A 25,572-nucleotide genomic window follows, 5' to 3' on the forward strand; every position below is an offset into this window, starting at 1 on the left:
GCAAAGAATGCGAACGGGAATGGATAGAAGCGGTCATGGAAACGATGCTAACGCGTGTTTCGCAGCGGGTCAATCTCAAATGGTGGCGCTGTGTGCCGATAATGCCGCCTTCGGAATGCATGAAAAAGCCCCGCAATATCTTCACCTTGCGGGGCTTTCCTTCAACCTTCAACGTTGCCGTTCTAGCGGGAATGGCACTTACTTAAGCCTGCATGGAGGAGAAGACGCGGGTAAGTGCTTGAAGAGAAAGGGAGGGGGCTGATCCAGGGGTTGATAGGATGGTTGTTACCAGGCAAACACCCGTCTCATTCCAAGGACCGGCCCCCATGGATCGTAATGCACGAAGTCATCAGAGGCAAACACGAGGCGGCGTTCAAAGCCGGGCACGCAAGGCCCAGGCGGTTGACTACTTCAACATACTGACGAGCCCCGGGCTGTTGGACATAACGGAAGCGCATTTGCCAGAACATCGGGAACGGCTGTATCCGCCGACGGTGACACGGTCGATGTTCATGCGCCAGGCGCTGGAAGAGGACGCCTCCTGTCAGAAGGCCGTCAACGGGTGGGCCGCGCAGCGAGCTGCCGACGGGCTGCGACCCATGAGTGTGCGTACGGGAGGCTACTGCCGCGCTCGCCAGAGACTGCCGCTGACGATGGTGCGGGAGTTGACGCGCGAGACAGGACGTCAACTGCACCAGCAGGCCAGAGCGGCCTGGAAGTGGCGCGGGCGCCCGGTCAAGCTGGTTGACGGTACAGGGATCCCGATGCCCGATACGCCGTCGAACCAGGCCCGCTTCGCGCAGTCCAGTTCTCAGGCCGAAGGAGTGGGATTTCCGTTAGCCTATCTGGTTGCGGTGATCTGTCTGGCAAGCGGCGCAGTGCTGGAGGCGGGTATCGGAACGTACGCGGGCAAAGGTAGCGGGGAGCTGACGGCGTTTCGCATGCTGCAAGACACGTTTCGCAAAGGCGATGTGATCGTCGCCGATGCCTTGTACTGCCACTACTTTCTGATGGCCTCAATGATCGCCGCCGGAGTGGATATCGTGATGGAACAGCATGGGGCGCGCCGCACCGACTTTCGGCGAGGCAAGTCGCTGGGCATGCGCGATCACATTGTGACGTGGCCCAAACCCCGGCAGCGTCCCGACTGGATGACGCGTGAGCAGTACCAGGCCTTCCCCGATGAACTGATGGTGCGCGAGTCCAGGCTGCATCACCGGGTGCTGGTCACCACGATGCTTGATGCACGCAAGACCAGCAAACAGGACCTCTCGCAGTTGTACGCCAGGCGCTGGAACGTGGAACTGGATCTACGTAACATCAAGACGACGATGGGTATGGACGTACTGCATTGCCAGACTGCCCACATGAACGAGAAGGAGATCTGGGTCCATCTGCTGGCCTATAACGTGATTCGGTTGCTGATGGCTCAGGCCGCGAGCCACCATGCCACCGATCCGCGAACACTGAGTTTCAAACACACCGCGCAGCTATGGACTGAATGGCTGGCCCGAGGTCTGACCGCAACTCACAACCCGAGTCTCCTGTTCAACCTGATTGCGCAGTCTTGCGTCGGGAATCGCCCCGGTCGCATCGAACCACGGATGCGAAAACGAAGACCGAAGTCCTACCCATGGCTGAAAGAGCCTCGTCACATCGCACGTGAGCGCGTCCAAAAATATGGGCACGCTCCACGGGCTTAAGTAAGTGTCATTCGTTCTAGCGGGACATCATATGCATGCTGACGTTATGCATGATCCACAACGACCCGACGATCAGAATCACGGCAGTAAGCACCGTAAAGCCGAACGCCATGACGTTCCAGCGCTGTGCCGACGACGCGTTCATGTGCAGGAAGAAAATCAGATGCACGACGATCTGCACGAACGCAAGACCCGCGATCGCGAGCAAGGCGTTCTCACCCGTCAACTTGCCGGTCAGCACGAGGCCGAACGCCGCGGCGGTCAATACGACGGAGAGAATGAAACCCGTCGTATAGCTGCCGAAGCTGCCGTGACTTTCACCCGAGTGTGCCAGGTGTGAGTGATGGCTATGGTCCATTTAAATCACGCTCGCAAGATAGACAAAGGTGAAGACGCCGATCCACACGACGTCCAGGAAGTGCCAGAACAGGCTCAGGCACGTCAGGCGGATCATGTCGCGTTCGGTCAGATCGCGATGACGCATCACCTGCACGGCGAGCACCGCCATCCAGATCAGGCCACACGTCACGTGCAGACCGTGCGTGCCGACCAGCGTAAAGAACGACGACAGGAACGCGCTACGGCTCGGGCCCGCGCCCTCGGCGATCAGGTGCGAGAACTCGCGCATTTCGAGCACGAGAAACGCAAGGCCCAACAGGAACGTCACGCCGAGCCAGAACAGCAGCACGCCCTTCCTGTTCTTATGCGCGCCCAGCATCGCGAAGCCGTACGTGATGCTGCTCAGCAGCAGCATCGACGTTTCGAGCGCGACACCCGGGATCTCGAACAGATCCTTGCCGCTCGGACCACCCGCGAACTGGTGGCCCATCACCGCGAACACGGCGAACAGCGCGGCAAAGATGATGCAGTCGGTCATCAGGTACAGCCAGAAACCGAATACCGATTGCGACGGCACATGGTCCGGCGCGAGATGCGGTTGAACCGCAATAGTTTTCTGTAGCATCAGTCCACCTCGACTGCAATGTGGGCGCCCGCGCCGGTGCGCTTCTCTTCAATCAGCGCAACCGTGTCGGCCGGAATGTAATAGCCGTCGTTATTCTGGAAGCTATAGACGATCACCGTACCGACCGCACCGACCAGGCCGACAATCGCCAGCCACCAGATGTGCCACACACCGGCAAAGCCGAGCGCCAGCGAGAACAGGCCGACCAACAGCCCCGCAGACGTGTTCGAGGGCATATGAATGTCGCGATACACCGGCTCCGCTTGCTGCCCTTTCCGCGACTTCATTTCGGTGAACGCGTCCAGCTTACGTACCGTCGGGATGATCGCGAAGTTGTACACCGGTGGCGGCGAGCTCATCGCCCATTCCAGCGTATGACCGTTCCACGGGTCGCCCGTGACGTCGCGATTTTCCGGCAGATTGCGGTAGCGGATACTGACGTACAGCTGCGCCAACTGGCACGCAATGCCGATAGCGATCAATCCTGCGCCGAACGCGGCGAGGATCAGCCACGGATGCCATGCCGGATTGTCGTAGTGATTCAGACGGCGCGTCATGCCCATGAAGCCGAGCACGTACAGCGGCATGAACGCGACATAGAAGCCGACCAGCCAGAACCAGAACGCAGCCTTGCCGAGCTTTTCATTCAGCTTGAAACCGAATGCTTTCGGGAACCAGTAATTGAAACCGGCCAGATAACCGAACAGCACGCCACCGATAATCACGTTGTGAAAGTGAGCGATCAGGAACAGGCTGTTGTGCAGCACGAAGTCGGCACCCGGGATCGCCATCATCACGCCGGTCATCCCGCCGATCGTGAACGTGATCATGAAGCCGATCGTCCACAGCACGGGCGTGGTGAATTCCAGACGGCCCTTGTAGATCGTGAACAGCCAGTTAAACACTTTCACGCCGGTCGGAATCGCAATCACCATCGTCGCGATACCGAAGAACGCGTTGACGTCAGCGCCCGACCCCATCGTGAAGAAGTGGTGCAGCCACACGAGGAACGACAGCACCATGATCGCGCAGGTCGCCCACACCATCGTCTTGTAGCCGAACAGCGGCTTCTTGGCGAAGGTGGCCACGACTTCCGAGAAGATACCGAACGCCGGCAGGATCAGGATGTACACCTCCGGGTGACCCCATGCCCAGATCAGGTTCAGGTACAGCATGGCGTTGCCGCCGCCGTCGTTCGTGAAGAAATGCATGCCGAGGTAGCGGTCCAGACCGAGCAACGCGAGCGTCACGGTCAGGATCGGGAACGACGCCATGATCAGCACGTTGGTGCATAGCGCGGTCCATGTGAACACGGGCATCTTCATGAACGTCATGCCCGGGGCGCGCATCTTCACGATGGTCGCGAAGAAGTTCACGCCGGTAAGTAACGTACCGATACCGGAGAGCTGCAAACTCCATAGGTAATAGTCGACCCCGACACCCGGACTGAACTGCAATTCGGACAACGGCGGATAAGCCAGCCAGCCCGTTTGCGCGAACTCGCCGATCACCAGCGACACGTTGATCAGAATCGCGCTGACCGCGGTCATCCAGAAGCTCAACGAATTGATGAAGGGGAACGCCACGTCGCGCGCGCCGATCTGCAGCGGCACGATCAGGTTCATCAGGCCGATCATGAACGCCATCGCCATGAAGAAAATCATGATGACGCCGTGCGCCGTGAACACCTGGTCGTAGTGATGCGGCGGCAGATAGCCAGGACTCATGTAGCCGAGTGCCTGTTGCAGACGCATCATGATCGCGTCCGAGAAGCCGCGCAGCAGCATGATCATCGCAACGATGATGTACATGATGCCGAGCTTCTTATGGTCGACTGAGGTCAGCCACTCCGTCCACAAGTAGCGCCATTTGCCGAGATACGTGACCGTGCCGAGCACAGCCAGCCCGACGAGCGCCATGAAGACGCCCGCGCCCACGATGATTGGCTCGTGATACGGAATCGCATCGAGCGTAAGTTTTCCGAACATGCGTTACCCCTTACCCTTTGGCGCGCAGTTAGCGTCTTTCATGTTGTCGAGGACGTTGCCGTTGTTGTATCGGGCAATGATGTTGTGAAAGAGCTTCGGATCGACCGACGAGAAGTAGCGCACCGGCTCCTTCTCCGTAGGCGCCGATACCGCGTGGTAACGGTCCATGTCGAGACGGTCGGACGAGGCGCGCACCTTGGCGACCCACGCATTGAATTCTTCAGGCGACGTGGCGAGTGCACGGAACTTCATGTCCGAGAACCCCCTGCCGCTGAAATTCGCCGCGGTGCCCGCGTAGTTGCCGGCTTCGTCGGCGATCAGATGCAGACGCGTTTGCATACCCGCCATTGCGTAGATCTGGCCGCCGAGTTGAGGAATGAAGAAGGAGTTCATCACCGTGTCGGACGTGATGACGAAGTTCACCGGCGTGCCGACCGGAAACGCCAACTGGTTCACCGACGCGATGCCGAGGTCGGGATAGATGAAGAGCCACTTCCAGTCGAGTGCGACGACTTCGACGTTGATCGGCTTCACCTGTGATTCGAGCGGCTTGTACGGATCGAGCTCGTGTGTGCTCTTCCACGTCAGCACCGCGAGGAACAGAATGATCAGTGTCGGAATGGTCCAGATGGCGATTTCGATCCCGGTCGAATGCACCCAGCCAGGACGGTATTCGGCGTTCCTGTTCGACGCACGATAGCGCCATGCGAACAGCAGCGTGAGCGCGATAACCGGCACGACCACGATCAGCATGGCCCAGGTCGACGTGGCAATCAGCTCACGTTCGGCCAGACCCACACTCCCCTTCGGATTCAATATATCAAGGTTGCTGCAACCCGAGAGCAACAACACGAGGCCGGTGGAAAGGAAACTTATCGACCCTCGCAGCGTCTTTCCTTTCATATCCCTTGCCTTTCTTCTACGACTTCAACGAACGTCATTCGACCGCTCTCCCTTAGTAAGCGATCGCATAATAGGGGGTCGTCAAGGGGATATAAACACTCGATTTAGCAACGATCTATTGCGTCGCAACACCGTGTGACACGTTGCCGCATACCTGTGCGCACGCGATAACCCGCCATGCTCCATTGCTAAGTAGCGGCGGCGTCGCTCGATCACGAAAACCTCTTTAAATAAGCGTTAGAACGCAGCGCGACCTGAGTGGTCGCGCTGCCTTTAGTGCTTTAAAGAGAACGTGTGTCGATGCGAAAGAGACGCTTCGGCAAACGCAGCATCCGCGTGACGGATGCTGCACCTGCCTGGCGCTTCGTTTCGATCAGCCCGGCGTGCGTGCCGCGACGGTAGCAGGCGCTGCCGCCTGCAGGTGCTCGCCACCTTCAGCCGGTGCGGAGTCCGAAGGATGGTTACTCCGCTCCGACTGAGCCAGCAGCGTACCGACCGACGGGTCGATCGCATCGGTGAAAGGCTTCGGATTGATGCCAATGGCCAGCACCAGCAAAGCCATCGCGCCGAGCAGCGCGAACTCGCGTTTGCCGAGGTCTTGCAGCTTGGCGACACGTGCGTTGGCAATCGCGCCGAAGATCACCCGCTTGTACATCCACAGCGTGTAGGCGGCGCTCAGAACCAGCGTGGAGGCCGCGATCGCGCCGATCCAGAAATTGAAACGGATTGCACCCATCAACACCATGAACTCGCCGACAAAACCCGAGGTGCCCGGCAGGCCGATATTGGCCATCGAGAACAACATCACGAACGCCGCGAAGCGCGGCATCGTATTGGCGACGCCGCCGTATTCGGCGATCGAAGCAGTCTTCGTGCGGTCGTAGAGCATGCCCGTGCACAGCAGCATCGCGCCGGAAACCACGCCGTACGACAGCATCTGCACAATGGCGCCCGCCTGGCCGATGCGGTTGAAGACGAACAGGCCAAGCGTCACGAGACCCATGTGCGCAATCGTCGAATATGCGAGCAAGCGGCGCATGTCAGTCTGCACGAGTGCCAGCAGGCTCGAATAGATCACCGCAACCAGCGACAACGTAATCATCATCGGCGCGAAAAAATGGCTGGCCTGCGGGGCGATCGGCAGCGCAAAACGCAGCAGGCCGTAACCGCCCAGCTTGAGCATACCGATCATCACGGCGGCGCCGGTCGGGCCGTCGAGGTGGACGTCGGGCAACCACGTATGCAGCGGCCACATCGGCACCTTCACACCGAACGCAGCAAGGAAGCCGAGGAAAACCAGGACCTGCGCCCAGGTACCCAGATGCGCTTCGCGCCACAACGCGAGATCGAAGCTGTGCGTCTGGCTGTACAGATACAGCATCGACATCAGCATCATCAGCGAACCGAGGAACGAGACGAAGAAGAACTTCACCGCCGCGTACGAGCGGTTCGAATTACCCCACGTACCGATCAGCAGGTACAGCGGAATCAGCGTCGCTTCGAACGAGATGAAGAACAGCATGCCGTCCATCGACGTGAACACACCCTGCATGAAACCCGACAGCATCAGGAACGCACCGAAATACTGCGCCGTGCGCTCGGTGATCGACTCCCACGAAGCGACCACGATGATGATCGTGGTCAGCGCCGTCAACGCGACGAGCCACAGCGAAATCCCGTCCACGCCTACATGCCACGCGATATCGAACGTGGGCGACCAGCGGACGTTCTCGACGAACTGCATCGACGTCACGTCGTTACGGAAAATCGACACCAGCGGAATCACCGGCAGGAAACCCGCTACCGCGCCGATCAGCGCGAGCCATCGCGTGCGACTACGTGCCGCGTCAGATCCGGCACGCAAAACCACCAGGCCGGCGACAATAGGGATCCAGATGAGTAGGCTAAGAAGCGGAGGCAATGGCATGTGTTCTGTTGAAAACTTGAAATACAAAACGCCGCGTCAACGCCCTCAAAACGAAAGCATTGAAATGGATATGTAAGCTATATTTCGCTGAAATTGACGTTGAAACGGTGCTGCTCGCTTCACGTTTACCCGCAGTCGAATGACCAAGGGTGGGAGATTACCAAGATACGAATACTTTTGCATCGCAACAACGCTGCAACGCCCTTGGTAATGCATTGTTGCCGCGCCCGGCCTTGCGAAACGCCGAAAAATGTGCAGATGCACAAACTCGTTCACGCAGGATATATGCCATGCTTTTTGCATGCAGAAGAAAGCCGTTGAATGGCAATTAACCACTCTTGCGCGAGCGCTTCCGCACAGCGATTGCACTGGAATGGTTCATGCGCGAGCATGATGCGCCATCGAGGCCAATTTCGAGCCATCGGCGAAAATTTAGCGCGTCCACGAACAGAAAATTTTTTTGATCCGGCACTCTAAAGGAGCCTCGTTGCGCGCCCGAAAGGACCTGTGCACTTCCCTCGTCAGCCTGCTTTCAGACGGATATCGGGCGATGTCGGCATGCGCCTGCGAGCCTTACAGAACCCGAATATACTTCGGCGGTTCGGGGGCCGGTGCTCGTGCGCAGCACTGGTGTTTCTTCGCACGGTTGAACGCCGCCCTCACCGGCCAGACTTATCGGATACCGCATGGTGCTTCGTGATGAAGGTGTCGTTCCCGCGCTCGAATGCCGCGAGCTTGGCAAGGCCTACGGCGCTGGCCGCATCGTGCTGGCACACCTCGATTTCATGCTCGCGCCCGGCGAATTCGTCGCGATTATGGGCGACTCAGGCGTCGGCAAATCGACCCTGCTGAATCTCATTGCCGGGCTCGACAGCGCGGATAGCGGCGACGTGATCATCGACGGCAGCGCGGTCTCGCGTCTGGATGACAACGCGGCAACGCGTTTGCGCCGGCAAAAACTGGGCTTCGTGTTCCAGGCGTTTCACGTATTGCCCCATCTGACACTTGCGCAGAATGTCGCGCTGCCGCTGCTGCTAAACGGCTTACCGACGGCCGGCGCGCTCGATATGCTCGCGGCCGTCGGCTTGAGCGGCCGTGGCGACGATTTTCCGCGCCAGTTGTCGGGCGGCGAGCTGCAGCGCGTCGCCATTGCGCGGGCGCTCGTGCATCGTCCGAAACTGATTCTCGCCGACGAACCCACCGGTAATCTCGATCCCGATACCGCACACGACGTACTCGGCCTGTTCCGCGCGCAAAGCAAGGCGACTGGTGCGGCTACCATCATGGTCACGCACTCGGAGGCAGCCGCGGCCGTGGCGGACCGCATCCTGATTCTGAGCGACGGCGGGTTGCACGCGTCGTCCGGACGCAGCGCCTTTTCCGGCTCCTCTCCCGACTCGCGATCCATCGCGCGCTCAGCCGATGATGCACGCTGACCCGCGCCCGCTGCAGCGCATGCGAGGTCATCGCCTGCTCGCGCGTTGGCTGTTGGGCGCGGAGTGGCGCAGTCATCGCGGACGCGCACTGGTTGCAATCGCAACGATCGCGCTCGGTGTCGCGCTCGGCTACGCCGTTCAATTGATCAACAGCGCGGCCTTCAATGAATTCTCGGCGGCAGCGCGCAGCCTCTCCGGCCAGGCCGATCTGCAGGTGCGTGGGGCACAACCTTTATTCGACGAGTCCATCTATCCGCGTCTGTCGACTGAGCCAGGTGTCGCGCTGGCGAGTCCCGTGCTCGCTCTCGATGTCACCGTGCCGGACCAGAGCGCCGCGCTGCCCATGCTCGGTATCGACGTCTTCAAGGCAAGCCGCATTGCGCCCGATCTGATCGGTGTGCCTTCGCCGGAACGGCCGCTCGATACGCTCGCGGCTGATACGGTGTTTCTCTCGACAGCGGCGCAGCAATGGCTGAAGGTGAAGATCGGCGACGACGTGGCGTTGCGAAACGGCACCTCGATCGTGCACTTGCGCGTGGCCGGCGGTCTTGTGAGAACCCGGCCGGGGCAGCGGCTCGCGGTGATGGATATTGCCGCCGCGCAATGGAAGTTCGGTAAGGTGGGCAAGCTGTCGCGCATCGACGTGCAACTCGAACGCGGCGTCGATCGGGAACGCTTCAAACGTGAGTTGCAGGCGCGGCTCGGCAGCCGGTGGGGGATCTCCGAAACACGCGACGCGGAAAGTCGCACCGATCGTCTGTCGCGCGCCTATCGGATCAATATGAACGTGCTTGCGCTGGTGGCGCTTTTCACCGGCGCCTTTCTCGTGTTTTCGACGCAGGCGTTGGGTGTCGTGCGGCGCCGTGCACAGTTTGCGATGCTGCGCGTGCTTGGACTGACGCGTGGCCAGTTGCTGCGCCAGATCCTGATGGAAGGTGCGCTGCTCGGCCTGCTCGGTTCGCTGTCCGGACTCGCACTCGGCTATGCGCTGGCGAGCGGCGCGTTGCGATTTTTTGGCAGCGACCTGGGCGGCGGATATTTTCCCGGCGTGCAACCGCACGTTGGCTTCGAACCGCTGGCCACCGCGCTATTTCTGACACTCGGCATCGTCGTTTCGATATTGGGCAGTCTTGCTCCCGCTTTGGAGGCGGCGCGCGCGCGACCTGCGGCGGCGCTCAAAGCCGGCGCCGAGGAAGGCGCATTGGCACGACTCGCTACACCGTGGCCCGCTCCGGCATGTCTGCTGATTGCCGCCGTGCTCACCCAGGTGCCGCCGCTGTTCGATGCGCCTATCGCCGGCTACCTGGCCGTTGCGCTGTTACTGGTCGGCGGGATTGCGCTGATGCCGCGCGTGACCGCGTTCATATTCGGCGCGGCGAGCCGTGCCTTTGGCGCGCGGCGGCGCGCCGGCGCGGCCAGCACGCTCGCGCTGGCGCGCCTCGCAAATGCGCCGGGACATGCATCGATCGCAATGGGCGGCGTGCTGTCGAGCTTCGCGCTGATCGTGGCAATGGCGATCATGGTGGCCAGCTTCCGTGTGTCCGTCGAAGACTGGTTGGGCCACCTGCTCTCGGCCGATCTGTACGTTCGCGTGGCGCCGAACGGCGACACCGGTGGCTTGCGCCCCGATGAACAGACTCTCCTGCGCAGTGTGCCCGGCATCAAGACCGCCGCGTTTGCCCGCATCTCGCATCTCACGCTCGACCCCGCACGGCCTGATATCGCCCTGCTCGCGCGTGAAATCGACACGGCCGATCCCGGTGCGAATCTGCAGATGACCGGTCCAGTCCTGCTTCCCTCCCAACTTCATGACGGGGAAACACCTGTTTGGGTGTCCGAAGCAATGGTCGATCTGTATGGATATAAGCTTGGCCAGCGCCTGCAGTTGCCGCTCGGCGAGCGCGGCCATGTGTTCGTGGTGGCCGGCATCTGGCGCGATTACGTGCGTCAGAACGGTGCGATCCAGATACGACTTCCGGATTACCGGCTCCTAACCGCCGACACAGGCGCGACCGACGTGGCTGTCACCGTTCAACCGGGAGCGAGCGTCGACCGCGTGATGGCCGGCCTGCGGGCGCTGCCGTTCGGTGCATCGCTGGATCTGTCACAACCGGGCGAAATTCGCGCACGCACGCTGGTTATTTTCGATCGGAGTTTTGCCGTCACCTATCTTCTCGAGGGGGTCGCGATCGTCATCGGGCTGTTCGGCGTTGCGGCGACGTTTTCTGCGCAGACTCTCGCACGGGCTCGTGAGTTTGGCATGCTGCGACACGTGGGCGTGACCCGCTCGCAGGTTCTCGCGATTCTCGCACTTGAAGGCGGAATGCTCACCGCTTGCGGTATCGCGATGGGATTCGTTCTCGGATTCGCGATCAGCCTGATCCTGGTGTTCGTCGTCAATCCACAGTCGTTTCATTGGAGCATGTCGCTGCACGTTCCATGGAGCGTACTCGGCACGGTGGCGTTGGTGATGCTGGCTTCGTCGTGCTCGACGGCGGTGATTGCGGGAAGAGGCGCGGTGTCGGTGGATGCGGTGCGCGCGGTGAAGGAGGATTGGTGATGGATGGATTGCCACGCGAGATGGCAAGAGAGTCGGCGTACGACGCGGTGCACGGATCGACGTATCAGGTGACGTATCAGGTGACGTATCAAGCGGCCTATCAAGCGGCCTATCAAGCGACCCGTCAAGTGCCGGCGCGCTCTTATCGAATCGGTCGCAGTTGTCTGGCACACAGCATGCCAAGCAAGTCATCGGTGGCGCTACATCGCCGGGCAAGTGCATGGCGGCTGAGCGCTACGATTCATGCAGCGTTGCTTTGCATGGGGTTGATGGCTACAGCATCTGTGGTCGCCGCGACACCCGAGTTCGCAGCGGTCGAACCGGACCATCCGATCGTGCTGCCGCAGGACACCGGCGCACACCCGGCTTTTCGCACCGAGTGGTGGTACGCAACAGGCTGGCTCACGACACCGGACAATCAGCCGCTTGGTTTCCAGATTACTTTCTTTCGCTCAGCAACGGGTCACGACCCTGCCGACCCGAGCGCGTTCGCTCCGTCGCAATTGATCATTGCCCATGCCGCGCTGAGCGATCCTGCACGCGGTCATCTGACGCACGATCAGCGCATTGCCCGCCAGGGCTTCGGGCTGGCGTATGCGAAGCCGGACAATACCGACGTCAAACTCGACGCATGGAAAATCACCCGTGCCGACGACGGCCATTACGACGTTACCGTGGACGCGAACGGATTCGCGCTGCACCTTGCTCTGACGCCGACACAAGCGCCCCTGGTCCAGGGCGAGCGCGGCTATTCCCGCAAAGGTCCGCGGCCTGAACAGGCGAGCTATTACTACAGCGAGCCGCAATTGCGTGTAACCGGCAACGTCGTTCGACCGGTCTTAGCAGGCAGCAAATCGACAGGCAATACGGCCGTTACCGGCGCGGCGTGGCTCGATCACGAATGGTCGAGCACTTTGCTTGATACCGACGCGGTCGGATGGGATTGGCTCGGCGCGAATTTGACTGATGGTTCAGCGTTGATGGCTTTCAAGGTCCGTGGTCGCGATGGACACGCAGTATGGGCCCATGCAGCACTCAGAAATCGCGATGGCCAGGTGACGACGTTCAGCCGTAATCAGGTCGATTTCATTCCGGTTCGCACGTGGCGCTCGCCGCGCACGAACACGTCGTATCCTGTCTCGATGACGGTCAAAACCGGCGCGTTTACGTGGCGCCTCGATCCGTTGATGGACGATCAGGAACTCGATTCCAGTCAATCGACCGGCGCAGTGTATTGGGAAGGTGCAGTGCGAGTGAGCCGCGATGGTGCGGACCTCGGGCGTGCTTATCTGGAGCTGACGGGTTACGCGAAGGCGCTGCGGATCGGGAAGGAGTGAGCGCCGGAAGAACGGAAACAGGCGCGGGAGCGCGGGGCACCAGGTCGCGTTTTTGCGGGCCGTAAACGCAGAAACCCCACCTTTCCGGGTGGGGTTTCTGTTTTCTGCGGGGGAGCCTGACGATTACCTACTTTCACACGGGAATCCGCACTATCATCGGCGTGGAGTCGTTTCACGGTCCTGTTCGGGATGGGAAGGGGTGGGACCGACTCGCTATGGTCATCAGGCATGACTTGTTGCCGTGTCGCCCTGGTGGGCGGCACAACCAATCGGGAAGAAGTAGTTTCTGATGATGGTTTCATCAGATGAAGTCTGGGCTGTGTTGTTTCCGGCACAACACTGATCTCAACCGTGCGTGTGTAAAACACACCGGTTATAGGATCAAGCCTTACGGGCAATTAGTATCAGTTAGCTTAACGCATTACTGCGCTTCCACACCTGACCTATCAACGTCCTGGTCTTGAACGACCCTTCAAGGGGCTCGAAGCCCCGGGGATATCTCATCTTAAGGCGAGTTTCCCGCTTAGATGCTTTCAGCGGTTATCTCTTCCGAACATAGCTACCCGGCGATGCCACTGGCGTGACAACCGGTACACCAGAGGTTCGTCCACTCCGGTCCTCTCGTACTAGGAGCAGCCCCCTTCAAATATCCAGCGCCCACGGCAGATAGGGACCAAACTGTCTCACGACGTTTTAAACCCAGCTCACGTACCTCTTTAAATGGCGAACAGCCATACCCTTGGGACCGGCTACAGCCCCAGGATGAGATGAGCCGACATCGAGGTGCCAAACACCGCCGTCGATATGAACTCTTGGGCGGTATCAGCCTGTTATCCCCAGAGTACCTTTTATCCGTTGAGCGATGGCCCTTCCATACAGAACCACCGGATCACTATGACCTGCTTTCGCACCTGCTCGACTTGTCGGTCTCGCAGTTAAGCACGCTTATGCCATTGCACTATCAGCACGATTTCCGACCGTACCTAGCGTACCTTCGTACTCCTCCGTTACACTTTGGGAGGAGACCGCCCCAGTCAAACTGCCTACCATGCACTGTCCCCGACCCGGATCACGGGCCAAGGTTAGAACCTCAAACAAACCAGGGTGGTATTTCAAGGACGGCTCCACGCAAACTGGCGTTCACGCTTCATAGCCTCCCACCTATCCTACACAGATCGGTTCAAAGTCCAATGCAAAGCTACAGTAAAGGTTCATGGGGTCTTTCCGTCTAGCCGCGGGGAGATTGCATCATCACAAACACTTCAACTTCGCTGAGTCTCGGGAGGAGACAGTGTGGCCATCGTTACGCCATTCGTGCAGGTCGGAACTTACCCGACAAGGAATTTCGCTACCTTAGGACCGTTATAGTTACGGCCGCCGTTTACCGGGACTTCAATCAAGAGCTTGCACCCCATCATTTAATCTTCCGGCACCGGGCAGGCGTCACACCCTATACGTCCACTTTCGTGTTTGCAGAGTGCTGTGTTTTTATTAAACAGTCGCAGCCACCAGTTTATTGCAACCCCTTCACCCTTCTCGCGCAGGCGAGTCAGGCTACAGGGGCGTACCTTATCCCGAAGTTACGGTACCAATTTGCCGAGTTCCTTCTCCCGAGTTCTCTCAAGCGCCTTAGAATACTCATCTCGCCCACCTGTGTCGGTTTGCGGTACGGTCTTGTTAAACTGAAGCTTAGAGGCTTTTCTTGGAACCACTTCCGATTGCTTCTTCACCTAAGTGAATGGCCTCGCACCCTTGAATTACGCGCCCGGATTTGCCTAAGCGCCTTCTCCAATGCAAGGACCGGGACTTCCAACACCCGGACAACCTTCCGCGATCCGTCCCCCCATCGCATTTAACAATGGTGCAGGAATATTAACCTGCTTCCCATCAGCTACGCATTTCTGCCTCGCCTTAGGGGCCGACTCACCCTACGCCGATGAACGTTGCGTAGGAAACCTTGGGCTTACGGCGAGGGGGCCTTTCACCCCCTTTATCGCTACTCATGTCAGCATTCGCACTTCCGATACCTCCAGCGCACTTTTCAGTGCACCTTCGCAGGCTTACGGAACGCTCTCCTACCATGCACATCAATGTGCATCCGCAGCTTCGGTATATTGCTTAGCCCCGTTACATCTTCCGCGCAGGACGACTCGATCAGTGAGCTATTACGCTTTCTTTAAAGGATGGCTGCTTCTAAGCCAACCTCCTGACTGTTTTAGCCTTCCCACTTCGTTTCCCACTTAGCAATATTTGGGGACCTTAGCTGGCGGTCTGGGTTGTTTCCCTCTTGACACCGGACGTTAGCACCCGATGTCTGTCTCCCGTGATTGCACTCTTCGGTATTCGGAGTTTGCTATGGCGTAGTAATCCGCAATGGACCCCACAACCATGACAGTGCTCTACCCCCGAAGGTGATACACGAGGCACTACCTAAATAGTTTTCGGAGAGAACCAGCTATTTCCAGGTTTGTTTAGCCTTTCACCCCTATCCACAGCTCATCCCCTAACTTTTCAACGTTAGTGGGTTCGGACCTCCAGTACGTGTTACCGCACCTTCATCCTGGCCATGGATAGATCACCTGGTTTCGGGTCTACACCCAGCGACTGAATCGCCCTGTTCGGACTCGCTTTCGCTACGCCTGCCCTAATCGGTTAAGCTTGCCACTGAATGTAAGTCGCTGACCCATTATACAAAAGGTACGCAGTCACCCCTTGCGAGGCTCCTACTGTTTGTATGCATGCGGTTTCAGGATCTATTTCACTCCCCTCCCGGGGTTCTTTTCGCCTTTCCCTCACGGTACTGGTTCACTATCGGTCGATCACGAGTATTTAGCCTTGGAGGATGGTCCCCCCATCTTCAGACAGGATTTCACGTGTCCCGCCCTACTTGTCGTACCCCTGGTTCTTCCTCGCTGTTTTCGTCTACAGGGCTATCACCTGCTATGGCGGCACTTTCCAGAGCCTTCGACTAACAATGAAGATAAAGAGTACAGGCTGGTCCCATTTCGCTCGCCACTACTCTGGGAATCTCGGTTGATTTCTTTTCCTGCGGTTACTTAGATGTTTCAGTTCACCGCGTTCGCTTCACATGACCTATGTATTCAGTCATGGATGACCCATTCGGGCCGGGTTTCCCCATTCGGATATCGGTGGATCAAAGCTCGTTTGCCAGCTCCCCACCGCTTTTCGCAGGCTACCGCGTCCTTCATCGCCTGTGATCGCCAAGGCATCCACCACATGCACTTGTTCGCTTGACCCTATAACGGGTGTGTCTCCCACCTCATCCACTGGGAATGACGTGTTCCTCACAATCGCTACAGGTTGAGTATTCGTGTTGCGCCGTATTCCAAAAGCGATCTTTCGATCCCTCTTTTCATACATTGATACAATCACAACCCTGATTCACCTACTCAATCACCCATCTCCAGGCGATCTTTCGTGAATCTCTTTACTACTTCTTCCTGATTGTTAAAGAACGACAGCCGATATTGCGGTTGCTATAACCGCATATCACTCTGACTGGCTCAATCGCCAATGCCCGTTTCACTACACCGCAAACCTCTTTCAGGGTTCGCCGCAGTAAAACCGGCATTGAAGATTGGTGGAGGATGACGGGATCGAACCGACGACCCCCTGCTTGCAAAGCAGGTGCTCTCCCAGCTGAGCTAATCCCCCAGTCACACAAGTACTTCAGGTGTCTCCGGTTGGTTAGTTCAGCCACCGCAGAAACAGTGGTGGGTCTGGATGGATTCGAACCATCGACCCCCGCCTTATCAAGACGGTGCTCTAACCAACTGAGCTACAGACCCCTGAGTCTGTCCTGTTCACAGCCGATAAGCGTGAGCGCTCAACGCATTGACACGTTAGCTCGAGAAAGGAGGTGATCCAGCCGCACCTTCCGATACGGCTACCTTGTTACGACTTCACCCCAGTCATGAATCCTACCGTGGTGACCGTCCTCCTTGCGGTTAGACTAGCCACTTCTGGTAAAACCCACTCCCATGGTGTGACGGGCGGTGTGTACAAGACCCGGGAACGTATTCACCGCGGCATGCTGATCCGCGATTACTAGCGATTCCAGCTTCACGCACTCGAGTTGCAGAGTGCGATCCGGACTACGATCGGTTTTCTGGGATTGGCTCCACCTCGCGGCTTGGCGACCCTCTGTTCCGACCATTGTATGACGTGTGAAGCCCTACCCATAAGGGCCATGAGGACTTGACGTCATCCCCACCTTCCTCCGGTTTGTCACCGGCAGTCTCCCTAGAGTGCTCTTGCGTAGCAACTAGGGACAAGGGTTGCGCTCGTTGCGGGACTTAACCCAACATCTCACGACACGAGCTGACGACAGCCATGCAGCACCTGTGTTATGGCTCCCTTTCGGGCACTCCCACCTCTCAGCAGGATTCCATACATGTCAAGGGTAGGTAAGGTTTTTCGCGTTGCATCGAATTAATCCACATCATCCACCGCTTGTGCGGGTCCCCGTCAATTCCTTTGAGTTTTAATCTTGCGACCGTACTCCCCAGGCGGTCAACTTCACGCGTTAGCTACGTTACTAAGTCAATGAAGACCCAACAACTAGTTGACATCGTTTAGGGCGTGGACTACCAGGGTATCTAATCCTGTTTGCTCCCCACGCTTTCGTGCATGAGCGTCAGTATTGGCCCAGGGGGCTGCCTTCGCCATCGGTATTCCTCCACATCTCTACGCATTTCACTGCTACACGTGGAATTCTACCCCCCTCTGCCATACTCTAGCCCGCCAGTCACAAATGCAGTTCCCAGGTTAAGCCCGGGGATTTCACATCTGTCTTAGCGGACCGCCTGCGCACGCTTTACGCCCAGTAATTCCGATTAACGCTTGCACCCTACGTATTACCGCGGCTGCTGGCACGTAGTTAGCCGGTGCTTATTCTTCCGGTACCGTCATCCCCCCACCGTATTAGGGCGGAGGTTTTCTTTCCGGACAAAAGTGCTTTACAACCCGAAGGCCTTCTTCACACACGCGGCATTGCTGGATCAGGGTTGCCCCCATTGTCCAAAATTCCCCACTGCTGCCTCCCGTAGGAGTCTGGGCCGTGTCTCAGTCCCAGTGTGGCTGGTCGTCCTCTCAGACCAGCTACAGATCGTCGCCTTGGTAGGCCTTTACCCCACCAACTAGCTAATCTGCCATCGGCCGCCCCTGTAGCGAGAGGTCCTAAGATCCCCCCCTTTCCTCCGTAGAGCGTATGCGGTATTAATCCGGCTTTCGCCGGGCTATCCCCCACTACAGGACACGTTCCGATGTATTACTCACCCGTTCGCCACTCGCCACCAGGGTTGCCCCCGTGCTGCCGTTCGACTTGCATGTGTAAGGCATGCCGCCAGCGTTCAATCTGAGCCAGGATCAAACTCTTCAGTTCAAACCTGTTACTGTTTTTCGGTTGTTTTACCAACCGGTCGCTCACTCAACGTACTGACGAATGATCATCCTGCCAGCATGAATCCATACCAGCAGGAAAACCTTCCTTTAATACTAGTGTGAGACTTGATACTTTCGCTTACGCCAGATCCCGAAAGATCCGGCTCGCGTCGCGCATCAAGCGCCCACACTTATCGGCTGTTAATTTTTAAAGATCGAGTCCGCATCCACTACCAGACCGGCACCGCGCTGCAACCATCACAACACCCGGCACCGCTTCGTTCTGCGTCGCTGCATCAGCAGCAGAGAAACGAGATTATGGAGATCGGTCGGCATGTCGTCAATCCCCCTTGAGCAATTATTTTCAGAAAATTGAGCAGCACCCGAACAGCCTCTCCTCAGACACGGAAAAATAGTTAGGCATCCGACATATTTACCGCAAATACCAGTGATTACGATTTTTTGCAAGCGAGAAGCACGACCACGGAGGGAGGTTTAGTGAAGTACGCGTCGGCGCGCGCAGCGCGCGCCGGAAGTATGACTGCCTTGTCACCGGAACTGAATGTGCGAGGGCACGGATTCCAGATGCACCACTACCGTGGCTGCGCGGGGGACCCGCTTAAGAATTAGCGGTGTGAGCCGCTTTCTCTTGCCTGCTTGTCTTTGCGGCAGGCAAAGAGAAGTAGGTGCCGCCCCGCACAGGGGCAACGCTAATAAACCAATAAGAAAACAAGGAGAGGCCAACGCCACAGGCAAACCTCATAGACAAACAGACAAACAAAACCCCTAAAGCTCCCCCCAATCGCAGCCGTAAACAAGTAATCCCGCCACGTATTTAGCAGCCGACCATGGAAAACCCAGCAGAAGCCCGCGCCGAAGCCCAGCCAGAACCGCAAGCAGCGGCCCAAGCCGCAGCCCCATCCCTGACACCAGAAGCCATCCCAGTAGGCGCCCCTCTCCCCTGGCCAATCGCAGACTCCGACGGCACCCTCCTCTTCGCCAGCGGCACCATCCTGGCGACCACGGACGAGCGCAAATTCCTGTTCGACAATTTCCACCCGCACCGCGGCGACCTGCTAAACACAGGCACGCAACCAGAATTCCAACCCGACCACCACCCCGCCGACACCACCGGCAGCCTCACATTAAAGGACATGCACCTGACCATAGGTGCGCTAATCGGCGTGCGCTCCCAGCTCGGCAGCGGCGCCCCGATGCATCCATGCCGCATCATCGGCTTCGCGCCCAACCACGCGCTCTTCGTCACACCGCCACTGCAAGATGGCCGCATCCTCCCGCTAAGTCTCGGTGAAAACATCGAGATCGTCGCCATCGCGAGCCACGCCGTGTTTCGTTTCGTCTGCACGGTCGAGGCCGTGTGCCGCGCCCCGTTCGACTACGTGGTCCTGTCGAAACCCGGTGTGATCCGCCGCCTGCGCGAACGCAAGTCGATCCGCGTCCATGCGCATCTCGCGGTGCGCTTCGGCATCGGCGAAGCGGGCAATTCATATGAAGGTCTGGGCCTCGCCAGAAGCATCAGCGCACTCGGCATGTCGCTGACCACCTCGTGGACACTGGGCGCAGTGGGCGAACGGCTGCGTGTCGCCTTCTGCCTCAAATCGGCGGAGCTGCAAACCGAGATCGAAACGACCGTCATCATCCGCAATGTGCAAAAAGGCAGCGCGCCGGGTGAGCCGTCGACCCATGGCCTCGAACTCGATCAACTCGACGTCGCGCAGCAGATGGCGATGAAAGTCTTCGTCTTCGACCGGCAAGACGATGTGCAGTACTGGTCCAACGGTTTGAAATAAGCGCGCGAAAGCGCACCGCTCAGGCGATCAGTTCATCCGGCGTAAACAGCGCCGCGCCCCATGCATCGGCCAGCGCGTGGCAGCGGCCGAGCCGTATCGCTCCCCACTCGAAATCGACGAATACCACCTCATCCGCGTGACTCGGCCGCGCCGGCTGATCGCCACTGCGGCCGTCGGTCAGGATCCACAGCCAGCGCTGCTGCGCGGGCTTGCGCCGGGCGCTGCGCTCCAGTACCTGCGCAGCCCGACGCACACCGGACGCGAGCGGCGTGCCACCGCCTCCGCCCACCGGCCGCAGCCACCGCTCGTTCCACCAGCGCGGCACAGCGGGGCCGAAACGCAGATCGGCGCCGGCACCGCCAAAACACACCAGCGCCGCCTCGGCGCGCGCGGCGCTTGTGCGGTCGAACAACGTAATCAGCAGACCCTTGGCGAGTGCAAGGCGCTGCCCGCCAAGCATGGAACCGGAACAATCGAGCACGAAACAATGCAGCACACCGCCTTGCGGCGCCTCGTGCACGAAACGCAGATGCTCGGCGCGCAGCGTATCCCGGCGCTTCGCCGTGAGCGTCGGCAGCCATGCAATGCGTTTGCCCGGCGCACCTTGCAAACAGCTACGCGAACCTGCGCCGGCACCTTGCCGCCATCGAAAACCGCTGCGCGAGTCAGCGGCGGCGCCCTTCCGATGGCTCAGCGTTTTTTTGCGTTGAGCGGAATGACGCCTTTGACCTGCGTGACGCCCGTGGGCTGCGGTGGCAAGTAACCCCAATCGCTATCGGTAGCAGCGGCGTCTGGCAAAGGTTGCAAAGATGCGGCGTCCACATCGTCGGCAGTCTGCCGCGGCGCTTCGCTCTCGCGAGCGTCACCCCCCGCACGCGTTTCGCGATCGTGACGCCGATGCGCCAGCACCGCCTCAGCAACCCGCCTGACATGCTCTGTAGTAACCGCAGCCGCCTGCTCCAGTGCCGCCAATGCCCGCGCTGCGCGCAACATCACAAGATCGGCACGCAAGCCATCGACCGCCGCGTCGATGCACAGCGCGCTGACATGCGCATGCACGGCGTCGTCGAAGCCGAGTTGCGGCAGTGCTTCACGCGCCGCACGAATCCGCTGAACATATGTTCCCTGTTGGTGCATATAGCCAGCACGAAAACCCTGCGGATCGAGATCGAACGCCAGACGTGCCTTGACGATCTGCTGACGCACCTGCGGCTCAAAACAGTTCTGCAACTCGACCATTATTCCAAATCGATCGATCAGTTGCGGCCGCAGCTCTCCTTCTTCTGGATTCATCGTGCCGATCAGCGCAAAGCTCGCATCGTGACTATGCGAGACACCATCGCGTTCGACGGTATTCACGCCACTGGCGGCGGCATCGAGCAACGCATCGACGAGCGCGTCGGGCAGCAGATTCACTTCATCGACATACAGCACACCGCGATGCGCTTTCGCAAGCAAGCCAGGCGAAAAGCGCACGGAGCCGTCGCGCAACACGGTTTCGATATCGAGCGTGCCGATCAAACGGTCTTCACTCGCGCCGAGCGGCAAATTCACCAGTTGCCCTTCCGGCAGCAACTCGGCGAGCGCGCGCGCCGCGGTCGATTTCGCCGTGCCGCGCGGCCCGCTCACCAGCACGCCGCCCAGACCCGGATCGATCGCGGCCAGCAATAACGCCTGCTGCAACGGCGTCTGGCCGATCAGCGCAGCAAAGGGAAAAACGGGCCGTTGGGTCGCAGCGTTCATGTTTGCATTCCTTCGATCTGCTGCTCGCTCGCAAGCAGATGCTGTTCAACTTGCGCGCGATAGTCGCCGGGCGCCTGCCACAATCCGCGCTGCATCGCTTCGAGCAGACGCTCGCAGATCGAATGCATGGCGTGCGGATTGTGCCGCTGCAAGAACTCGCGCGTATCGGCGTCGTTCAGATAAGCATCGGTGACAAGCGCATATTGATGATCGGCGATCATGCGCGCGGTTGCATCGTAGCCGTAGAGATAGTCGACCGTCGCGGCGATTTCGGCGGCGCCTTTGTAGCCGTGACGCTTCACGCCGTCGAGCCATTTCGGATTGACCACCCGCGAGCGGATCACACGCGCGATCTCTTCATGCAGCGTACGCACGCGCGGCGCGGCCGGGTTGCTGTGATCGGCGTGATAGATCTGAGGCTGATCGCCCGCCAGGTGCCGCACTGCCGCGGCCATGCCGCCCTGGAACTGGTAATAGTCGTTCGAATCGAGCAGGTCGTGCTCGCGGTTGTCCTGGTTCTGCAGCACGACGTCCATCGCGGCGAGACGCGTGCCGAATGCATGGCGCGCTTCTTCGCCGGCGCTTTTCTGCGCGTACGCGTATCCGCCCCACGCCTGATAGGCGTTCGCGAGATCGGCGTCGGTTTGCCACTGCTGCGAGTCGATCATGTCCTGTAAGCCCGCGCCATACGCGCCGGGTCGCGCACTGAACACGCGCCATCCGGCGCGCTTGCGTGCCTCGGTGGCGTCCATGCCGCGCGCAATCAGCGCGTCGCGTTCGCGCAGCACGCGTGCGCGGATCGGGTTCAGGTCTTCGGGCTCGTCGAGTTCGGCCACCGCCTGCACGGCAGCATCGAACAGATGCATCACGTTCGCGAAGGCATCGCGGAAAAAGCCGGACACGCGCAACGTGACGTCGATGCGGGGCCGGTCGAATACCTCGATCGGCATGATCTCGAAGTCGGTGACGCGATGACTGCCAGGCGCCCACTTCGGCCGCACGCCGAGTAAAGCGAGTGCCTGGGCGACGTCGTCGCCGCCGGTGCGCATGGTTGCGGTGCCCCATACCGAGAGCCCGATTGCGCGCGGATAGTCGCCTTTTTCCTGCAAATGCCGTTCGATCAATTGCTGCGCGGATTTCAAACCGAGCGACCACGCCGCTTGCGTCGGAATGGCGCGCGTATCGACCGAATAGAAGTTGCGGCCGGTGGGCAGCACGTCGGGCCGTCCACGCGAAGGCGAACCGCTCGGACCCGGCGGCACGAACCGCCCTTCGAGGCCGCGCTTCAGGTTCAGCATTTCCTGCGGACCGCAAGCGTCGAGCCGCGGCAAGACGTCGTTACGCAGGCGTTCGATCACACGTTCGGCCTGGGGCAACGCCCCGCTCGCGGGCGCCGTGTCGGATGTTTCATCACCACACACGCCACGCAACATCTCGGCCGCCAGCAGCTCCAAACGCTCGCGTGTATCGCCACAGTGTCGCCACGGCGCGTCGCTCACCTGCTGCAACACGTCAGGACGAGGACCCTCCCACGCCGCCGACCAATCCACCGACAGCGGGTCGAACAGATGATCCATTTGCAAATCGCGCGCCAACGCATCGATCAAACCGGCCTTGCCGCCCTGGCCATCGCCGACCGGAAAGCGTCCCAAAGCCAGCAACGTATCGCGCCGCTGCACTCCGGCGGGCGATTGCCCAAACGTGTGCAACCCATCGCGAATCTGCGCCTCCTTCAACTCGCACAGCCAGGCATCGACGCGCGTCAGCAGCGCGTCTTCATCGTCCTGGCCGTTCGGTTCCGTGAAACTGAGCTCGTGATGCAGCTTATGTTCGACGATCGCCGCAAGAATGGTGCGCCTCAACAGCTTCGAGCGGCGCGGATCGACCATCAGCGCTTCATAGTATTCGTCGACCTGGCGTTCGAGGTCCTGCAACGGCCCGTACGTTTCGGCGCGCGTGAGCGGCGGCATCAGGTGATCGATGATTACAGCCTGCGCGCGGCGCTTCGCCTGACTGCCCTCGCCCGGATCGTTGACGATGAACGGATACAGATGCGGCATCGGCCCCAGAATCAGATCGGGCCAGCAGGCATCGCTCAACGCGACGCTCTTGCCCGGCAGCCATTCGAGATTGCCGTGCTTGCCAACATGTACGACCGCGTCGATGCCGAATTGATGACGCAGCCAGAAATAGAACGCCAGATACGCATGAGGCGGCACGAGTTCAGCGTCGTGATAGCTCGCGTAATCGCCCTGCTCGCGCGAGCGCGAAGGCTGAATACCGACGAACACCTGGCCGCAGCGCCACCCCGCGATCATGAAGCGGCCGCGCCGCAACGTCGGATCCTGCTCGGGCGAACCCCAGCGTCCGTTCAGCGCATGGCGGGCTTCCGCGGGCAACGCGTTGAAATACACGAGATAGTCGTCGAGTGCGAGGCTTTGCAACGCCGGCCGCAAGTCACGTACAACCGGATCATTGGTCACGCCTTCGGTCAGTTTCTTCAACAGCGCGTCGCCATCGGCGGCCAAATCGCCTAACCGGTAACCCCCATCGCGCAGCATGGACAGAATGCCGACCACCGATGCCGGCGTATCGAGCCCCACGCCATTGCCGATCCGCCCTTCGCTCATCGGATAGTTGGCGAGGATCAGCGCGAGTTTCTTCTGCGTGTTGTCGAGCGTGCGCAGGCGGCACCAGCGGCGGCTCAGTTCGGCCAGAAAACCGACGCGTTCGAGGTCCGGTTGATAGCGGACCACATCGACTTCGGTGTGCGGGCAGCGATAGGCGAGGCCCTTGAAGCTGATCGCCCGCGTGATGATGCGTCCGTCCACTTCAGGCAGCGCGATATGCATGGCGATGTCGCGCGAGTTGAGGCCTTGATTGTCCTTGACCCAATCTTCGCGATTGCCGCCGCTCAGGATCACCTGCATCACCGGTGCGTCGCCGGCGAGCGCGAGCGGTTCGGGATCGTCGATGGCGAACGCAGCGAATGCGGTTGTATTCAGCACCAGCGCGACGTCGTGCTGCGCGCATAACTGTTGCACAACGTCGCGGCTCATCGCGTCTTTCAGCGAGGTAATCGCGATCGGCAGCGGATTTAGCCCTTGTGCTTCGAGCGCATCGATAAGGGCGTCGAACACGACTGTATTAGCCGCTTGCAGATGCGCCTTGTAGAACAGAATTGCAGCGACCGGCGCGCCCCGACGCCAGCGCGCCTGCCAGTCGGCCACCGTCGGCGTATCGCGTTCGGGATGGTAGAGCGTGGCGGCAGGCAGTGCGCGCGGCGGCGCAGGCTCGCGCCCCCAGCCAAGCGAGCGGTACGCGATGCAGCGCAGAAACGCCTCGGCATTCTTCGGGCCGCCTTCACGCAGATAGCGCCATAGCTGATGACACAGATCGGCGTCCGCGGTACTGCGCGCGAGCAGGTTCGGATCTTCCTGCAGATCGCCGGAGAACATCGCGAGCGTCTGCTGCTTGCGTTCGGCGAGGGCGACCACCTGTTCGATTCCGTACGGCCAGTACGCCTCACCGCCGAGATGATCGACCACCACGACACGCGCATGCTGCAACACGTCTTCGACGTAGAAATCGACCGAGGCCGGCTGCCGCAAATACGTGACGTTCGCGAGCCGCACGCTCGGAAACCCCTCGCCCAGACGAGGAAACACGCTCGCGAGCAGCGACAGCGTGGTATCGGCGGAACTGAGCACCACGATATCGGCGGGCCGCTGATCAATACGGATCACGCCTTGCGTATCGTCGACAAAACCGCCCGGCGTGGTGCGCAGCAGATGCAT

13 protein-coding genes, 2 tRNA genes and 3 rRNA genes are annotated in these 25,572 nt (G+C 59.8%); 5 read left to right on the forward strand and 13 right to left on the reverse strand.

The features are described from left to right. Positions 1-326: 326 nt before the first annotated feature. Positions 327-1,703: an IS4 family transposase gene (locus B0G76_RS26735; RefSeq protein WP_120295157.1), complete on the forward strand. Its 1,377-nt coding sequence runs from the start codon at positions 327-329 to the stop codon at positions 1,701-1,703. A 16-nt stretch (positions 1,704-1,719) separates the two neighbouring features. Here the strand turns inward: B0G76_RS26735 and cyoD are convergent, their stop codons facing one another. From cyoD to B0G76_RS26760, 5 genes are all read right to left on the reverse strand, one after another. Further along, positions 1,720-2,061, reverse strand: a complete 342-nt coding sequence (gene cyoD, locus B0G76_RS26740; RefSeq protein ID WP_120295158.1) for a cytochrome o ubiquinol oxidase subunit IV — start codon at positions 2,059-2,061, stop codon at positions 1,720-1,722. After that, positions 2,062-2,667, reverse strand: a complete 606-nt coding sequence (gene cyoC / locus B0G76_RS26745; RefSeq protein WP_120295159.1) for a cytochrome o ubiquinol oxidase subunit III — start codon at positions 2,665-2,667, stop codon at positions 2,062-2,064. Next, positions 2,667-4,655 (reverse strand): cytochrome o ubiquinol oxidase subunit I, encoded by a 1,989-nt coding sequence (gene cyoB, locus B0G76_RS26750; protein ID WP_120295160.1) that lies wholly within the window; start codon positions 4,653-4,655, stop codon positions 2,667-2,669. The genes cyoC and cyoB overlap by 1 nt, the downstream gene beginning before the upstream one ends. A gap of 3 nt (positions 4,656-4,658) precedes the next feature. After that, positions 4,659-5,558 (reverse strand): ubiquinol oxidase subunit II, encoded by a 900-nt coding sequence (cyoA, locus tag B0G76_RS26755; protein ID WP_120295161.1) that lies wholly within the window; start codon positions 5,556-5,558, stop codon positions 4,659-4,661. A 373-nt stretch (positions 5,559-5,931) separates the two neighbouring features. Then, on the reverse strand, positions 5,932-7,485 hold the full coding sequence (locus B0G76_RS26760; protein ID WP_120295162.1) for an NADH-quinone oxidoreductase subunit M: 1,554 nt from the start codon (positions 7,483-7,485) through the stop codon (positions 5,932-5,934). 686 nt (positions 7,486-8,171) lie between these two features. Here B0G76_RS26760 and B0G76_RS26765 point away from each other — a divergent pair. From B0G76_RS26765 to B0G76_RS26775, 3 genes are all read left to right on the forward strand, one after another. Continuing rightward, the gene (locus B0G76_RS26765; RefSeq protein WP_120295163.1) at positions 8,172-8,921 is read left to right on the forward strand and encodes an ABC transporter ATP-binding protein; all 750 of its coding nucleotides are present in this window, start codon (positions 8,172-8,174) and stop codon (positions 8,919-8,921) included. Beyond that, the gene (locus B0G76_RS26770) at positions 8,908-11,481 is read left to right on the forward strand and encodes an FtsX-like permease family protein (protein ID WP_409076731.1); all 2,574 of its coding nucleotides are present in this window, start codon (positions 8,908-8,910) and stop codon (positions 11,479-11,481) included. Before B0G76_RS26765 ends, B0G76_RS26770 begins: the two co-directional genes overlap by 14 nt. A 260-nt stretch (positions 11,482-11,741) precedes the next feature. After that, the gene (locus B0G76_RS26775) at positions 11,742-12,818 is read left to right on the forward strand and encodes a carotenoid 1,2-hydratase (RefSeq protein WP_259460872.1); all 1,077 of its coding nucleotides are present in this window, start codon (positions 11,742-11,744) and stop codon (positions 12,816-12,818) included. A 114-nt stretch (positions 12,819-12,932) separates the two neighbouring features. Here the strand turns inward: B0G76_RS26775 and rrf are convergent. The 5 genes from rrf to B0G76_RS26800 all read right to left on the reverse strand — a co-directional run bounded on the left by rrf (position 12,933) and on the right by B0G76_RS26800 (position 18,222). Continuing rightward, positions 12,933-13,045 (reverse strand): 5S ribosomal RNA (gene rrf / locus B0G76_RS26780). Between the two features lie 150 nt (positions 13,046-13,195). Beyond that, positions 13,196-16,075: ribosomal RNA gene (locus tag B0G76_RS26785) — 23S ribosomal RNA — on the reverse strand. A 342-nt stretch (positions 16,076-16,417) separates the two neighbouring features. Then, positions 16,418-16,493, reverse strand: a tRNA-Ala gene (locus tag B0G76_RS26790). Between the two features lie 57 nt (positions 16,494-16,550). Beyond that, positions 16,551-16,627: transfer RNA gene (locus B0G76_RS26795), tRNA-Ile, on the reverse strand. Between the two features lie 64 nt (positions 16,628-16,691). Beyond that, positions 16,692-18,222, reverse strand: a 16S ribosomal RNA gene (locus B0G76_RS26800). Together the 16S, 23S and 5S rRNA genes with 2 tRNA genes alongside form the textbook arrangement of a ribosomal RNA operon. An 847-nt stretch (positions 18,223-19,069) precedes the next feature. Between B0G76_RS26800 and B0G76_RS26805 the strand changes: the two genes are divergently transcribed. Further along, a complete protein-coding gene (locus tag B0G76_RS26805; protein ID WP_120295164.1) occupies positions 19,070-20,032 on the forward strand; it encodes a flagellar brake protein in 963 nt (320 codons plus the stop codon). Positions 20,033-20,051: 19 nt separating this feature from the next. On the opposite strand, the gene B0G76_RS26810 is transcribed toward B0G76_RS26805, so the two are convergent. From B0G76_RS26810 to cobN, 3 genes are all read right to left on the reverse strand, one after another. Next, a complete protein-coding gene (locus tag B0G76_RS26810; protein WP_120295165.1) occupies positions 20,052-20,642 on the reverse strand; it encodes a VWA domain-containing protein in 591 nt (196 codons plus the stop codon). A gap of 80 nt (positions 20,643-20,722) precedes the next feature. After that, the gene (locus B0G76_RS26815) at positions 20,723-21,775 is read right to left on the reverse strand and encodes an ATP-binding protein (protein ID WP_120295166.1); all 1,053 of its coding nucleotides are present in this window, start codon (positions 21,773-21,775) and stop codon (positions 20,723-20,725) included. Then, the gene (gene cobN, locus B0G76_RS26820) at positions 21,772-25,572 is read right to left on the reverse strand and encodes a cobaltochelatase subunit CobN (protein WP_120295167.1); all 3,801 of its coding nucleotides are present in this window, start codon (positions 25,570-25,572) and stop codon (positions 21,772-21,774) included. Before cobN ends, B0G76_RS26815 begins: the two co-directional genes overlap by 4 nt.

Origin of the sequence: Paraburkholderia sp. BL23I1N1 (assembly GCF_003610295.1) — a bacterium.
Lineage (GTDB): Bacteria > Pseudomonadota > Gammaproteobacteria > Burkholderiales > Burkholderiaceae > Paraburkholderia.

Coding starts and splice junctions, on each gene's coding strand:
- B0G76_RS26735 (WP_120295157.1), top strand. CDS start 327: ATGGATCGTAATGCACGAAGTCATCAGAGGCAAACACGAGGCGGCGTT.
- cyoD (WP_120295158.1), bottom strand. CDS start 2,061: ATGGACCATAGCCATCACTCACACCTGGCACACTCGGGTGAAAGTCAC.
- cyoC (WP_120295159.1), bottom strand. CDS start 2,667: ATGCTACAGAAAACTATTGCGGTTCAACCGCATCTCGCGCCGGACCAT.
- cyoB (WP_120295160.1), bottom strand. CDS start 4,655: ATGTTCGGAAAACTTACGCTCGATGCGATTCCGTATCACGAGCCAATC.
- cyoA (WP_120295161.1), bottom strand. CDS start 5,558: ATGAAAGGAAAGACGCTGCGAGGGTCGATAAGTTTCCTTTCCACCGGC.
- B0G76_RS26760 (WP_120295162.1), bottom strand. CDS start 7,485: ATGCCATTGCCTCCGCTTCTTAGCCTACTCATCTGGATCCCTATTGTC.
- B0G76_RS26765 (WP_120295163.1), top strand. CDS start 8,172: ATGGTGCTTCGTGATGAAGGTGTCGTTCCCGCGCTCGAATGCCGCGAG.
- B0G76_RS26770 (WP_409076731.1), top strand. CDS start 8,908: ATGATGCACGCTGACCCGCGCCCGCTGCAGCGCATGCGAGGTCATCGC.
- B0G76_RS26775 (WP_259460872.1), top strand. CDS start 11,742: ATGGGGTTGATGGCTACAGCATCTGTGGTCGCCGCGACACCCGAGTTC.
- B0G76_RS26805 (WP_120295164.1), top strand. CDS start 19,070: ATGGAAAACCCAGCAGAAGCCCGCGCCGAAGCCCAGCCAGAACCGCAA.
- B0G76_RS26815 (WP_120295166.1), bottom strand. CDS start 21,775: ATGAACGCTGCGACCCAACGGCCCGTTTTTCCCTTTGCTGCGCTGATC.
- cobN (WP_120295167.1), bottom strand. CDS start 25,572: ATGCATCTGCTGCGCACCACGCCGGGCGGTTTTGTCGACGATACGCAA.